Below are 13,082 nucleotides of genomic sequence, written 5' to 3' on the forward strand. Positions count from 1 at the left end.
TGTCGGTGAAGCTAACGCACCGCGCAACGTTAATGAAAATCCCGCGACTGAGTTTGTAACTGGTGGAGTTTTGGCGTCAGATCGATAAGTCGGCCGGCGATGACGTGAATTACGCTGCCTTCGCGTTCCAAAATCCCTTTCACCATCAGCATCTTGGCGCTGATATAGGCGCTTTTTTGCGCCCGCGCAGTGGCTTGCCATACCACCACATTGATGTTGCCTGTATCATCTTCCAGAGTAAAAAAGGTCACGCCCGCCGCCGTGCCAGGGGACTGGCGTCCGGTGACGATTCCTGCCACGGTGACCAGCGACTTGTGCGGTAACTGAATCAAATCTCGCATGCGGGTAAAACGCCCCAGTTCGCCTGCGGTATCGAGCAAGGTCACCGGGTGCTGGGTGAGAGACAAACCGAGCGAGGCGTAGTCTTCGACCAAGGTATCCATGTCACTGGGCTGTTGATACAGCGCAGGCGCAGCTTCTTCTAGTTGCTCAAACAGAGGCAAATCGGAGAGCGAATCCATCATTGTCCAGCGGGTTGCATAGCGATTATGCGCAAAGCTGTGCAGCGCGTTGGCTGACGCGAGCGACTCCATGTCCTTTTGGGTGAGCCCGCAACGTTTCAACTGCGCCGGGTGGTGAAATCCTTGCGCCGGACGAGCGCTCAGCAGCAATTGCGCACCTTGTTCGCTAAAGCCTTTCACCTGTCGCAGGCCAAGGCGCATTGCCCATTGCTGATCATGCTCGACCACCAGATGATCCCACTGCGAGGCGTTCACGCACACCGGTAGCACCGCGATGCCGTGACGCTGAGCATCCTGAACCAGTTGCGAGGCGCTGTAAAAGCCCATCGGCAAGCTGTTCAGCAGCGCGGTATAAAACGCTTCCGGATAGTAGTATTTCAGCCATGCAGAGCAGTACGCCAGTACCGCAAACGAGGCTGAATGACTTTCCGGAAAACCGTATTCGCCAAAACCGCAGATTTGATCGTAAATCCGCTCGGCAAACGCCAGCTTATAGCCCCGCGCCAGCATGCCGTTAATCAGCTTGGTGCGAAATTTCGCCAGCTCGCCAGTTTTTTTCCATGACGCCATAGCGCGGCGTAATTGATCGGCTTCCCCGCCAGAAAATCCGGCGGCGACCATGGCTATTTTGATCACCTGTTCCTGGAAAATCGGCACGCCCATGGTGCGTTGGAGTACGGCTTCCACTTCTTTAGACGGGTAGGTGACGTCTTCAATGCCATCGCGCCGCTTGAGAAACGGGTGCACCATGTCGCCCTGAATCGGACCGGGACGCACAATCGCAATCTGAATCACCAAGTCGTAGTAGCTGCGCGGTTTCAGGCGCGGCAGCATGCTCATCTGGGCGCGCGATTCAATCTGAAACACGCCAATGGTGTCGGCGCGCTGAATCATGCCATACACGTTGGCATCATCCTGCAGGCGGGTGATATCGGCAATGCTGAGTTTGCGCTGATGGTGCTGCTCAATGCAGGTAAAGCACTTACGAATGGCGGTTAACATGCCAAGCGCCAACACATCGACTTTAAACAGCCCGAGACTCTCCAAATCGTCCTTATCCCACTGAATAATGGTGCGTTCCGGCATGGCGGCATTTTCAACCGGCACCAGTTCGTACAGCGGGCCGGAGGAAATAACGAAACCGCCGACGTGCTGCGATAAATGACGTGGAAAGCCGATCAGTTCGTTGACCAGCTCAATAAACTGCTGTCCTTTGAGCGACTGCGGTTCCAAGCCCAGTTCAGTGAGCTGCGCTTGCCAGCCCAAACCGCGATCGCGGCGGTTAACGTTCTTGATGAAAAAATCGAGTTGCGCCTCATGGATGCCGAGCGCCTTACCCACATCGCGCACGGCGCTTTTAAAGCGATAGCTGATCACCGTCGCCGCCAAGGCTGCTCGCTCACGGCCATACTTGCGATACAGATACTGAATCACCTCTTCGCGCCGTTCGTGTTCAAAATCGACATCAATATCCGGCGGCTCTTGGCGCTCTTTACTGATGAAGCGCTCAAACAGCACGCTGATCTGGCGTGGGTCCACCGAAGTGATTTCGAGGCAGTAACACACCACGGAATTGGCCGCCGAACCGCGCCCCTGATAAAGAATGCCACTGCGTTTGGCGAACATCACAATGTCGTGAATGGTGAGAAAGTAGTAGGGCAGATCGAGCTCCTCAATCAGCGTCAGCTCTTTTTCAATTGTGGCGTTGATGTCGGCGGGCACGCCGTGCGGAAAGCGCAGCGCTTTGCCTTGATCGACGAGCTGACGCAGATAGGCCATCGGCGTGTGACCATCGGGCACCAACTCACTGGGGTAGCGGTAGTGAAGCGAGCCCAACTGGAATTCGCAACGCTCAGCAATGCGCACACTTTCTTGCAGCCATTCGGGCGGAAACAGTTTACTCAGCTTGGCCTGGCTGCGCAGCGCACGCTCGGTATTGCTCACCAAATGGGCCTGAATGTGTTCTACTGGTTGGCCGCGTTGAATAGCGGTCAGAATGTGTTGCAGGGGCAGGCGGGTTGCGTTGTGCATCAACACGCCGCCGCAGGCGGTAATAGGCATCTCTAATTCTCGTGCCAGCGTGCGGCAGTGGCTGAGGTAAGCGTTGTCTTGCGGCCCGAGGTGGCGTTGCACGCCCAGCCATAATCGATGGGGGTGATGCTGACGCAGCCATTGCCCCCAGTGCCTGTCGCGCTCGGTGTGGCTCGGCAGCCAAATCACCAGGCAGTGGCGCGCCGACATCACATCCCATTCCGACAGTTTGTATTGGCCTTTCTCACTGCGCCGCCGAGCATTGGTGATGATGCGGCACAGTTCAGCATACGCGTCCTGATTCGGGCACAGCAATACAAAGCGGCACTCGTCATTAAGCTGAAACAGGCTGCCGACAATCTGCTTGATGCCCAGTTGTTGCTGCTTTATGGCAGTGTGGGCGCGGACCACGCCAGCCAGCGAGCACTCATCGGTAATCGCGATGGCGTGATAGCGCAGAAAGTCAGCCTGAATGGCCAATTCTTCGGGGTGGGATGCGCCGGTCAGAAACGAGAAATTACTCTGACAGAACAGTTCTGCATAAACCATGATTGCCTCAGCTGAATTGGCCGTGAATAAACCATTGCTGCTCGGGAGTGCGAAACACCCACAGCCAGCGCCCTTGCTCGGTGCGAGCGATAAAATAATCACGAATCATGTTGTGACCGTCCCACCAACCGGTCGCGATGCGTTCCGGGCCATGAATCAACGAGACCGCTTCGCACAGCGGTTGCGGCTCGGGTAACAGCAGGCTGGGACGCAATTCGGCGCGGCGCAGTGGCTCGGTTGTTGTCGTGGCTGGATGCACATTTGGATGGACATAGCGACTGCGCTTTTCCGGCCTTGGGTCATCACCCAGTTGCAGCTTGTGCACATGCGATGGGCCGAGTTTGGCTTGCAGAAGCGTGATCAGTTCCAACGCGCTTTGTTGGCCTTTGATGCCCGAGAAAAAATCTTCGGCAGTCTGCTCGGCAAGCCCCGCCCGCACCACGCTTAGCGTCAGGCTGACGACTGGATGTTCCAGCAGCAGCGATTCCATGCTCAAGCGGCACAACTGCACCCATTTTTCCGCCTGATAATCGCCGCGTGCGGAGGTGAATGTCACACTGTGTTGAATTTTGTCACGCTGCGTCAGCGTGAGTTTCAGATCGAACGCAACCTGATTGCGCAGTGTCAGAAACAGCTCCAACCGCGTGAGCAGGCGGCGCAGCGGTTTTTCCAACCACTGCACGTTGTCGATTTCATACAGCAGTTCCAGATGGCTGTGAAACGCTTCCGGTGGATGATAAAAACTGACCGGATGTTTGAATTGTCCCAGCAGCCGGCCAACATAGTTGACCAAATCGATGTCAAAGCGGCGCGCGATCTCCTGCATGGGCAGCGCGAGCAGGCTATCGATGTCTCGAATGCCGACGCGCGCCAGTTTATCGGTATGTTTACCTTCCAGTTCGGTGGCGGTCAGCGGAAAGCGGCCGACCTTTTGGCGCAAGATGGCCGTATCCGCTTCAATCAGGTTGGCACCGCTTTTGGCGAGCAACATGGCGCTCAACGGTGAGAAACCACACCCGTAGTGGTAACGCACGCCACGTTGATCCAGATGATGGCTGAGCGTGCGCCAATAAGCGGTTAGGCCACCATAGAGCGATAGCATATTGGTTGCGCGTAGCAAAAGCCCTTGCGGCGGATACAGGGCAATGTCGGAGGTGACCAAATAGAGCCACTGCGCAATCTCTTCCACCGCGCGTTGCTCAATCTCGGCATCGTAAGGGTGTACTTGCAGATCCGCGCACAACGCGGCCGCGCTGCCAAGCCCCATGTCCATTGTGATGCCTTGGTTGAAAGCCAGTTCGTTGGCTTGCACCACTTGATGCATGCGCCCATCGACAATCACCACCGGAACCGCAGGCTCCGTTTCTGCCGTCGGCGCAAACACAGTATCGAGTTGCAGCGCAGGAAAATGCAGGTAGATCCACAGCGTCATCATCAGCCTTGCTTGCGCAGCGGAAACGGCACCACCACCGACGCGGGTCGGGGCAATGTGAGCGCTTGCCAGCGCTCTGCCATCGAGACAGAAAAAGCGCCCAATGGCCAGCCGCCACGACGTTTGGGAACACTCACTTCCACGCCTTGAGGATGGGCGCTCAGGACGAGTGTCATGGTCACGGGCAAAGAAAACAGGCTGTCTTGGCGCGAGCGGAACAGGAACTGCAAACAGTCACCGGTTTCACACGCCACTTGCAGACGGCGCGCGTGATGCACTTCCAGTTTGTCCTGCCACAACAGCACTTGGCTGCAAGCGCCGCTGCGAGCACATTGCTCGGCTGACCACAACGCTTCCTTGGCGGTTGGCGGGGTGAGAATCAACACGTTATCGAGATGGATTCCGGCGTGTTGCAGGCTTTCGGCGTGCACTTGTCCCGGCGGGTTGATCAGCACGGTCAGGCGATCATGATGCTGCTGCAGATAAGGAAACAACAGACGCAGTTCACCGATGCCGCATGCCGACTGAATATCAATCACGCCGTGTGCCGGAAAGCCGCCAGCCAGCTGGCTGTCGAGTTCGGCAAAGCCTGTAGCATGAGAGGGTGGCTCGCACGGCGTATCGGAGCCTTGCCATAACCAGTGTTTATTTTTGAGGTGTTCGATCAGTTCATACATAACAATTTACCTGTATATTTGTACAGTATATTTCGTTATGTTGAACATTCAAGAGAAAAGTCGCGGGGCAGAAAGTACAAAGCCCTGCTGATTGAGCAAGGCTTTGAATTCAGAACGAGTCTTTCGTTTATTTTTTGGGTTGTGCGTCGATGCACTGACCGTTGACCGCTTTCCCTTCCGGCGCCATCAGATAGACGTAGAGTGGCATGATATCCAGCGGCGTTTTCAGCAATTCAGCATCTTCTGCCGGGAACGCTTTGGCGCGCATGCCCGTGCGGGTGCCGCCAGGATTAATGGCGTTGACGCGAATGGTGCTGTCGCTCAGCTCGTCTGCCAGCACTTGCATCATGCCTTCGGTAGCAAACTTTGAGATCGAGTAAGTACCCCAGAACGCGCGACCGACATGCCCCACCGTTGAGCTGGTGAACACAATGCGCGCATCGTCAGATTTGTGCAGTAGTGGCAGCAGTGCTTGTGTCATCAAGAACTGAGATTTCACATTCACCTGCATCACATCATCAAACGTATCTTCGCCGATTTGATCGAATGGGCTCAATACACCAAGAATCCCTGCGTTGTGTAACACACCATCCAGACGACCAAACTGGCCCTCAATAGTATCAACCATATCAACGTAGTTCTGTTTGGTGGCGCCTTTCATGTCCAGCGGAACGATTGCCGGCTGCGGGTAACCCGCGGCTTCGATTTCGTCGTAGGTTTGCTCCAGTTTTTTCACTGTGCGGCCAAGCAGAATTACGGTAGCACCGTGCGCGGCGTAAGAGATGGCTGCCTGTTTACCAATGCCATCACCAGCACCGGTCACCAGAATAACTTTATCTTTCAGGGCATCTTTAGAAACTGAATAATCCACGTTACGTTTCCTTATTCTTATGATTTGCTTTAAGTCTTCGTGACAAGGTGGTTACAATACACCAATTCGCATTGAAGAGGATGAACACATTGGAATTTTTGTTGGACTATGGCCTGTTTTTGGCCAAGATTGCGACTGTCGTCGTCGCTCTCGTGGTGTTATTAGTCATTGTGAAGTCCGTGGGCGGAAGACACAGCGCTGCCAAAGGCGAGCTGGAAGTCACCAACCTGACTGAGCAACACAAGCAGACAGTGGAACAGCTTGAATCTCATCTCCATGATGACGCTTTTCTGAAAGCCCGCGACAAAGCGGAGAAGAAAAGCGAAAAGGAAAAGAACAAATCTCGCGAAAAAGAAGTCAAAAAAGCAGCGAAAAGCGGCGAACTAGATACGAAGCGCGATCCGCATCTGTTCGTGCTGGATTTCCACGGCAGCATCGATGCCAAAGAAGTCACCTCGCTGCGTGAAGAAGTCACGGCCATTTTGGCGGTTGCACAACAGGGCGATGAAGTGCTGCTGCGCCTGGAAACGGGCGGCGGCATGGTGCACGGCTATGGCCTGGCATCTTCTCAGTTGGATCGCCTGAAAGCAGCTGGTCTGCCGCTGACGATTGCGGTCGACAAAGTGGCGGCCAGTGGTGGTTACATGATGGCATGTATCGCCGATAAAATCGTGTCGGCGCCGTTTGCGATTGTCGGTTCGATTGGTGTGGTCGCGCAACTGCCTAACTTCAACAAATTGCTGAAGAAACACGACATTGAATTTGAACAGCTGACCGCGGGTGAATACAAACGCACGCTCACGATGTTCGGTGAAAATACCGATAAAGCACGCGAAAAGTTCAAAGAAGAGCTGGAAGAAACGCACGTATTATTCAAAGACTTTATTCGTGAACACCGTCCGGATCTGGATTTGGAAAAAGTGGCGACTGGCGAGCACTGGTTCGGTACCCAAGCCAAAGCACTGGGGCTGGTGGATGAGATCAAAACCTCAGACGACCTGATTGTCGACGCGTGTAAGAACAAAACCGTACTGGCGCTCCACTACGTGCAGAAGAAAAAACTGACCGCCAAGCTGGCGGGTGTGGCCGGTGAAGCTGCCGACAGCGTGTTGCTGAAGCTTATCAGCCGCGGCCAGCGTCCGATTGTATAATCCATATTGAACCACCCAAGCGCCCCAATACGGGCGCTTTCGTTTGATGACCTCGTTCATTTGATGACATAGTTAAAAAGGTACTGTGATGAACCCGATTCTCGCACTGTTGAAAGAGAACAATATTAGTGACCAACAAATTGGTGAGCTGTTTCAGGCGCTGACGCAAAACCCGCTGACCGCGATGATGACCATCAGCCAACTGGGTTTGCCGCAGGAAAAACTGCAACTACTGATGGGCCAAGTGATGCAAAATCCGGCGCTGATTAAAGAAGCGGTGGAAGAGCTGGGCTTGGATTTCTCGAAAGTTGAAGAAGCGAAGGCGAAGTTGCAGCAGTAAGTTTATTGCTGGTTCGTAAGCAATGGAAAGGGTCGCCGGTGTCATACTGACGGCCCTTTTTGTTTTTCGTTGGCGCAGGTCGGAACGGCTTTAGTTATTCCAGGTACCGTAAATATTTATCCACGAATTTCTCACTAAATGAGGAATAAATGGAGCGCTGTGTTCCATTTGGTTTTAGGAGCTGGAGGAGTTTGAAAATGTTTAATGGGTCATAGCTATGTAATCATTTAAGCATAGCAAGCCAATAAGCCTCTCTCTGTTCGTTGCCCTGAAGATATCCAGATGCCTTAGCTCTGCCTAATTAAATTTAATAATTGGGAACTCAGTTCATGTGGTCAGATAATCAGCTTGTCAACGACGTTCTGTGATGAAAACGAATTGAACGAATGACCTTACGACTGACCGTGGGTTTGAGTACATACTCCGGTTACATCTTTTCCCAATCAAACAACTTTACAATAGAGAGTGGTACGAATGCTAAGTACAGTTAAAATGAACAAGAACCTGTTTACCCTTACGTTATCCATCCTAGTTCTTAGTATGACTGGATGTTCAGCCTTAAAAGAAAAAGCCGCTAACGCGAGCCAAGAGCGTGCTGCGAAGTTCTCGGATGAGGAGCTATGTAAAAACTACAAGGAAGACACCAATATTTACTACGTTGAAGCGAACAAAACAGAAGTGCAGAAACGAGGCCTGAGCTGCAATTAAACACAGAACTGTTGATGTGTGATATAGCAATGTCGATCACATTCATCATAATCCACCTGTAGGGAGTATATAGGCAGAGCTCACAACTCCCTCCGGGCCTAACGACAAAATAATACAGTCTAATCAAGCATCCTAAGATGCGTTGATCCCGATTAGATCTGACTCATCTATTTAAAAAGAAAAGAGTGGTTTACTCGGATTAAAGATTATTCATCCTTAATCAACGAGATTAATAGGCAATTCACTTTCTTCATCTCAGCAATCCAACCATCACACGGAGCAAGCACGCAGCATTCAGCCGTGGACTCTTGACTTGAAAACTTTGTTGATAGCAACAGGAAAATCGCCTGTGTGAGGCTATACATAAAGAAAAAATCGATCGATACATTCGCCATTCTGGTTACACTTGAATCGGAACGTGCCGTCCATATGAACTGGTCTTAACCTGCAATGATCGTAAGATAGACGGCAATGCTGATTGACAGTGATGAATGTTCTCACAAGCTCCGTGAGCATGTTGATCTCAGTAGGTCCAAGTGAGGAGCGTTCAGTTTCTGCTAGTAAGGTAACATGGGTTATCCAGAATAAATGAAGGTAATAATAGCCTGGAAGGTGATGATAATGGATAGCCAGAATAGAACGGATAAAATAATTCCTAGTCTCATAGTCATATCTCTTTTGTGCATTTTTTCGAAAGATAGTGTTAGACAAAAGAGATAAGAAATAATTAATATTAATAATCGTTATTTCCGAAGCCTAGCTAATTACTCCATGCATCGAACAATGATTTTATCCACATCGTAGTAGCAGAAATATTTATCAGCCAGCAAATATTGGTATCTTCTTTCTTTGTAGATATCGACACCTAAAAAAGATTTTTGTATCTGACTGACAATAGGTGAAGATGAAGCAATAAACACAACTGGCTTGTTAATTTGTTCAACTTCTTCAATTTTTTTGGTCTTGGAGAAAAGTATTCCATCTTTACTGTAAATGTCACCATTGATAGAAAATGAGCTATATTGTTTTTTATTGTAAATGTCGGAAATATTTACGATGGATGTGTATTTTTCTTCTTTAGACAAAAAGTCGACATTGGTTTTTAACTCAATTCTATCTTCATTATTCATGATGATGACTTCATTTCTTTTATAGTACCCATCAACAGGTAATTCACTTCTTCTGTTTATTGAAATGAATGCAATAACAAGAATAAAAAAAAGCAATGTGTTAATTATTTTTAAGTGTTTCATAGATTACACCCGCGGATTTTCAGCTCTTGAACAATTTCATCTAGGTCGTTACCAGAGTAGGAGACCAAAGATTCTTGCCTTAAGCAGTCAATAACGACCCTGTTTCCTATAGAGTTGATAAATAAAACATGTTTATTTTGTTGAAGAGCCTGTTTGATCATTTTATCCAAGCTGCTAAATGCGATTTCTTTGGTATCAGAGCCCTGCTGGTTGGAGACTAGTTTAGAAAACAACGTGGTGTCGTTATTTGGTAATACAGCAATATAACTATTAGTTTGAACAATGTTGACGGGTGATGTTTCAATATGATTGTTGCTTTGCAATACAAACAGCACGAGAAGAATCAGATTAACAACCAAAAGAGGATAACCGATGAATTGAGATGTTAACTGTTGGAGGCGCACCGATGGGAAAGGAGACTTTTTATTGATGACCTGTGCGGCCTCGGCCATACTTTCTGCTTCTGCTTCTGCTTCTGCTTCTGCTTCTGCTTCTGCTTCTGCTTCTGCTTCTGCTTCTGAAAGCAGAATTTTGGGGGCTACAACAACGTATCCCTTATTTTTTTCATTGATGATGATATCCAGCTGAGTGTGATTTTTTAGGATCTTTCTAAGGTTAGCAATAGAGACTGGGACTGAGTTTTTCGAGACCAGTTTTCCTGGCCATCCAATTGATGCGAGGTTCTCTTTACTATAGTACTCACCTTTGTGATTTAGCAGGTGAGCGAGTATCGCTGATTCAGCATAGGAACATTTATATCTCACTTGATCGACAGCAATAAAATAGCTCCCTCCTTCCTCACTAAAGTCAATATATATGTAGTTGCTAGCCATTCTATGCTTGTCTCTCACTTTCGCATGCCGATACGAAACCATAGTACTACAAACCGTCTTGATGACAAATTGAGTGACGCTAACTCAAAAATGAAGGTCTTCTTTATCCTCTCTGCTTTTTTTGAAACTACAAATTAATTATCTATTTAACTATTTGATTTTTAATTAATTTATAATTATTAATTTTAATTAGAATACCTTTTCTAGTGATAGCGTTAAGGTTTCATCACTGATACGGAATGATGGTTAGAAGCTATTGATACGTCGCCAAATCAGCATTAACTAAGTTTTTTGTGTTCACAGTGAAAGCTATGGATAGAGGCGTGACGGTAAAGAACTTAAATGAAAACACAGTTTAAGAGCTTTGAGCTTTTACCAATAGATAAGGTATAAAAATGATGAAATTTACTTTGATCACTGTAACTCTTGCGACTCTACTATCAGGAGTGGCACAAGCAGAACAAGTTGACTTCGATGGTTTGAGCGTTGGCGCTTCAGTGGTCGGGCAGGCATACAATGATACGAGCGATCACAATCGCGATGATGATACAACCCAGTTTACAGGCTACGGCATTCAGTTTGACTACAGTATGAACAAGATTCTTGGTATCACGGGTGGTTACACGAACACTAGCTCGGATGATTGGGGATTGGATCTAAAAACAGAACGTTTCTACACAGGGGCTAATATTGGCTACCGTTTTGAAGGCGAACAATGGGCCGTTAAACCGTTTGGCACAATCGGATTTAATACTATCGAAGCCAAGGTTAAAGATTTCTCCGTGAACAAAACATTCAACAAACCTTATTTAGGGGTGGGTGTGTCACTGATGTACAAACAGCTTTTTGCAACACTGGCGACTGATGCAACGAAATTGGATAGTGATGTTGTTTTTGTAGAGTCTCGCCTGACTTTAGGTTATCGCTTCTAAGTATTAATCTGTTTAAATAAGAAAAGGGTTTGAAAGATGAAAATGCTGGATATTTTTCTATTGGTGTTTTCATCTTCCGCCAACAATGAAGGCGATTTTTATTTTACGGAAAATCAGATTGGCATTTACCTTATGTTAATAATACCGACTATAATAATGATCGCACTCTTATTTTATAAAGTGGGTTCATCTGTTAATTATCGAAAAAATACACGCATTAGAACCGAAAAAGCAGAAGCCTATCAAATGGTAAAAATATATGTATCTCGAATGGAAAAACTGATGCAGGCTTATGAAATGGAAAGAACCAAACTTCAGGAAGCGAATGTCATGCTTAATGCTGCTCATTTTCGTATCGCGTGCTTAAAGTCTGTATTGGCAAATCATCAAGAGACGACCTCCTTTAATTTCTTTGAGGATGTGACTACCCGAGAAGTGCTTAAAAAGCGTTACAAGTTACTCAGTGCTGCTTATCATCCAGACAAGGGAGGCAACCTTGCCGTTATTAAGTTGATTAATCAGCAATATAAAGCGGCTGCTCTTTTGCACATGGCATCGTGTAATCGCTTCTCTTCTTAAACATCACCCTTAGGTATTATCATCACTGACTTATAAGGCGATTGCAGCCGCATAGTTTGAGTGTCAGTGCGAGGAGTCCTCCGCCAATCACACCCGCCAAATGTGCTTCGGTCGCCACACGTGCATGAATCAGTTGCTCAGTCCCCATCGAGCTGCCAAACGCTTGTTCCCACACCACTTTCGCCACCAGGCCAAGCACCAACAGCCAACTGCTGCGACGGCCTTGCAGCGCCTCTTGCAGGGCAAAGAAAGCAAACAGAGCGTGTAAGGTGCCGGAAAGACCCACGTAGATGCGCATGTCGGTAAGCAGCACGCATAGTCCAATCCACACGCTGAGTGAGAGCAATAGAATCAGCAACGTACGCGCCGCTGGTTTAAAGATAAAACTGATGATCCACAACCCGGCGAGGTTCATGCCTAGGTGGGCAAAGTTGGTGTGGGTGAAATTTCCTGTTAGGATGCGCCACCATTGGCCGTGTTGAATGCCGCTGAGCTGCCACGCACTCCAACCGGCGAGCGGCTCGAATTGCAGCCCGAAACAAACGATACTGACTAAAAATAGCCACAGGTAAAGATTCACAGTATGTCCCGTTATTGTTCAGAGTGTGGAAAAGCACGCAAAGCCTGCATTTGTGATGCGATTGTGCCGTTAAGTTCGCGAGTGGAGCTTATCATCCTTCAACACCCAACTGAAGAACACCGCCCGATGGGAACGGCGCGCATTCTGAGCCTGTCGCTCCCCAACAGCCGCTTGCTGGTGGGGGAAGATTTTCGTCAGCACGAGGAACTGAACCGCCTGTTGGCCGATGAAAACGCGCAACATTTCGTGTTGTACCCCAGTGAGCAGTCGCAATCCTCGGCCGAGTTTGAGCCCGAAGCAGGGAAAACGCTGCGCGTGATTCTGCTGGATGGAACGTGGAAAAAAGCGTTCAAAATGTGGCAGGTGAATACGCAGTTGCATGCGTTGCCCTCGCTGCACTTACCCAAAGATCTCACCGGCAATTACCGCATCCGAAAAGCGCCGAGTGACAATGCGCTCTCAACCGTCGAAGCGGGTTATCATCTGTTGCAAAGTTTGCAGCCAGAGAGCGATTTATCGCCGCTGATGAACACTTTTGACGCCATGATTGAGTATCAGATTCAACACATGCCACCGGGCGTGTTTGAGCGCAACTACCTCAATAAAGACCAATAGTCGCGCTCAC

The 13,082-nt window shown here is 49.1% G+C and carries 13 protein-coding genes; 6 read left to right on the plus strand and 7 right to left on the minus strand.

The annotated features are described in order from the left end of the window. Positions 1-29 precede the first annotated feature (29 nt). From LGV68_RS01080 to LGV68_RS01095, 4 genes are all read right to left on the minus strand, one after another. A complete protein-coding gene (locus LGV68_RS01080) occupies positions 30-3,101 on the minus strand; it encodes an error-prone DNA polymerase (RefSeq protein ID WP_252536047.1) in 3,072 nt (1,023 codons plus the stop codon). Between the two features lie 7 nt (positions 3,102-3,108). Beyond that, a complete protein-coding gene (locus tag LGV68_RS01085; protein ID WP_252536802.1) occupies positions 3,109-4,533 on the minus strand; it encodes a DNA polymerase Y family protein in 1,425 nt (474 codons plus the stop codon). A 2-nt stretch (positions 4,534-4,535) separates the two neighbouring features. Next, on the minus strand, positions 4,536-5,210 hold the full coding sequence (gene imuA, locus LGV68_RS01090) for a translesion DNA synthesis-associated protein ImuA (RefSeq protein ID WP_158150588.1): 675 nt from the start codon (positions 5,208-5,210) through the stop codon (positions 4,536-4,538). Between the two features lie 127 nt (positions 5,211-5,337). After that, on the minus strand, positions 5,338-6,081 hold the full coding sequence (locus tag LGV68_RS01095; protein ID WP_020329895.1) for a YciK family oxidoreductase: 744 nt from the start codon (positions 6,079-6,081) through the stop codon (positions 5,338-5,340). Positions 6,082-6,170: 89 nt separating this feature from the next. Between LGV68_RS01095 and sohB the strand changes: the two genes are divergently transcribed. The 3 genes from sohB (at position 6,171) to LGV68_RS01110 (ending at position 8,280) form a co-directional block, all read left to right on the plus strand. After that, positions 6,171-7,232: a protease SohB gene (gene sohB / locus LGV68_RS01100; RefSeq protein ID WP_020329896.1), complete on the plus strand. Its 1,062-nt coding sequence runs from the start codon at positions 6,171-6,173 to the stop codon at positions 7,230-7,232. 88 nt (positions 7,233-7,320) lie between these two features. Beyond that, a complete protein-coding gene (locus LGV68_RS01105; protein ID WP_252536048.1) occupies positions 7,321-7,572 on the plus strand; it encodes a DUF2999 family protein in 252 nt (83 codons plus the stop codon). 474 nt (positions 7,573-8,046) lie between these two features. After that, positions 8,047-8,280, plus strand: a complete 234-nt coding sequence (locus tag LGV68_RS01110; protein ID WP_225869427.1) for a hypothetical protein — start codon at positions 8,047-8,049, stop codon at positions 8,278-8,280. 764 nt (positions 8,281-9,044) lie between these two features. Here LGV68_RS01110 and LGV68_RS01115 read toward each other — a convergent pair. Further along, entirely contained in the window at positions 9,045-9,533 is a 489-nt protein-coding gene (locus LGV68_RS01115) for a hypothetical protein (RefSeq protein ID WP_061056277.1), read from the minus strand. Continuing rightward, complete coding sequence (locus LGV68_RS01120; RefSeq protein ID WP_252536049.1) at positions 9,530-10,366, minus strand: winged helix-turn-helix domain-containing protein; 837 nt, start codon at positions 10,364-10,366, stop codon at positions 9,530-9,532. Before LGV68_RS01120 ends, LGV68_RS01115 begins: the two co-directional genes overlap by 4 nt. A gap of 395 nt (positions 10,367-10,761) precedes the next feature. Between LGV68_RS01120 and LGV68_RS01125 the strand changes: the two genes are divergently transcribed. Continuing rightward, positions 10,762-11,298: an outer membrane beta-barrel protein gene (locus tag LGV68_RS01125; RefSeq protein ID WP_020329901.1), complete on the plus strand. Its 537-nt coding sequence runs from the start codon at positions 10,762-10,764 to the stop codon at positions 11,296-11,298. 36 nt (positions 11,299-11,334) lie between these two features. Further along, entirely contained in the window at positions 11,335-11,877 is a 543-nt protein-coding gene (locus LGV68_RS01130) for a hypothetical protein (RefSeq protein WP_252536050.1), read from the plus strand. Positions 11,878-11,899: 22 nt separating this feature from the next. On the opposite strand, the gene rrtA is transcribed toward LGV68_RS01130, so the two are convergent. Further along, the gene (gene rrtA / locus LGV68_RS01135; protein ID WP_252536051.1) at positions 11,900-12,457 is read right to left on the minus strand and encodes a rhombosortase; all 558 of its coding nucleotides are present in this window, start codon (positions 12,455-12,457) and stop codon (positions 11,900-11,902) included. A 3-nt stretch (positions 12,458-12,460) separates the two neighbouring features. Between rrtA and LGV68_RS01140 the strand changes: the two genes are divergently transcribed. Further along, complete coding sequence (locus LGV68_RS01140; RefSeq protein ID WP_020329904.1) at positions 12,461-13,072, plus strand: DTW domain-containing protein; 612 nt, start codon at positions 12,461-12,463, stop codon at positions 13,070-13,072. The last annotated feature ends 10 nt before the right edge of the window (positions 13,073-13,082 follow it).

It is taken from the genome of Vibrio sp. LQ2, assembly GCF_023920125.1.
GTDB lineage: Bacteria > Pseudomonadota > Gammaproteobacteria > Enterobacterales > Vibrionaceae > Vibrio > Vibrio fluvialis.

Bases quoted from the DNA above. Each gene is read 5' to 3' on its own strand.
- LGV68_RS01120 (WP_252536049.1), bottom strand. From the start codon at position 10,366: ATGGCTAGCAACTACATATATATTGACTTTAGTGAGGAAGGAGGGAGC.
- LGV68_RS01140 (WP_020329904.1), top strand. From the start codon at position 12,461: ATGTCCCGTTATTGTTCAGAGTGTGGAAAAGCACGCAAAGCCTGCATT.
- LGV68_RS01125 (WP_020329901.1), top strand. From the start codon at position 10,762: ATGATGAAATTTACTTTGATCACTGTAACTCTTGCGACTCTACTATCA.
- LGV68_RS01115 (WP_061056277.1), bottom strand. From the start codon at position 9,533: ATGAAACACTTAAAAATAATTAACACATTGCTTTTTTTTATTCTTGTT.
- LGV68_RS01110 (WP_225869427.1), top strand. From the start codon at position 8,047: ATGCTAAGTACAGTTAAAATGAACAAGAACCTGTTTACCCTTACGTTA.
- LGV68_RS01130 (WP_252536050.1), top strand. From the start codon at position 11,335: ATGAAAATGCTGGATATTTTTCTATTGGTGTTTTCATCTTCCGCCAAC.
- LGV68_RS01080 (WP_252536047.1), bottom strand. From the start codon at position 3,101: ATGGTTTATGCAGAACTGTTCTGTCAGAGTAATTTCTCGTTTCTGACC.
- LGV68_RS01105 (WP_252536048.1), top strand. From the start codon at position 7,321: ATGAACCCGATTCTCGCACTGTTGAAAGAGAACAATATTAGTGACCAA.
- LGV68_RS01085 (WP_252536802.1), bottom strand. From the start codon at position 4,533: ATGACGCTGTGGATCTACCTGCATTTTCCTGCGCTGCAACTCGATACT.
- imuA (WP_158150588.1), bottom strand. From the start codon at position 5,210: ATGTATGAACTGATCGAACACCTCAAAAATAAACACTGGTTATGGCAA.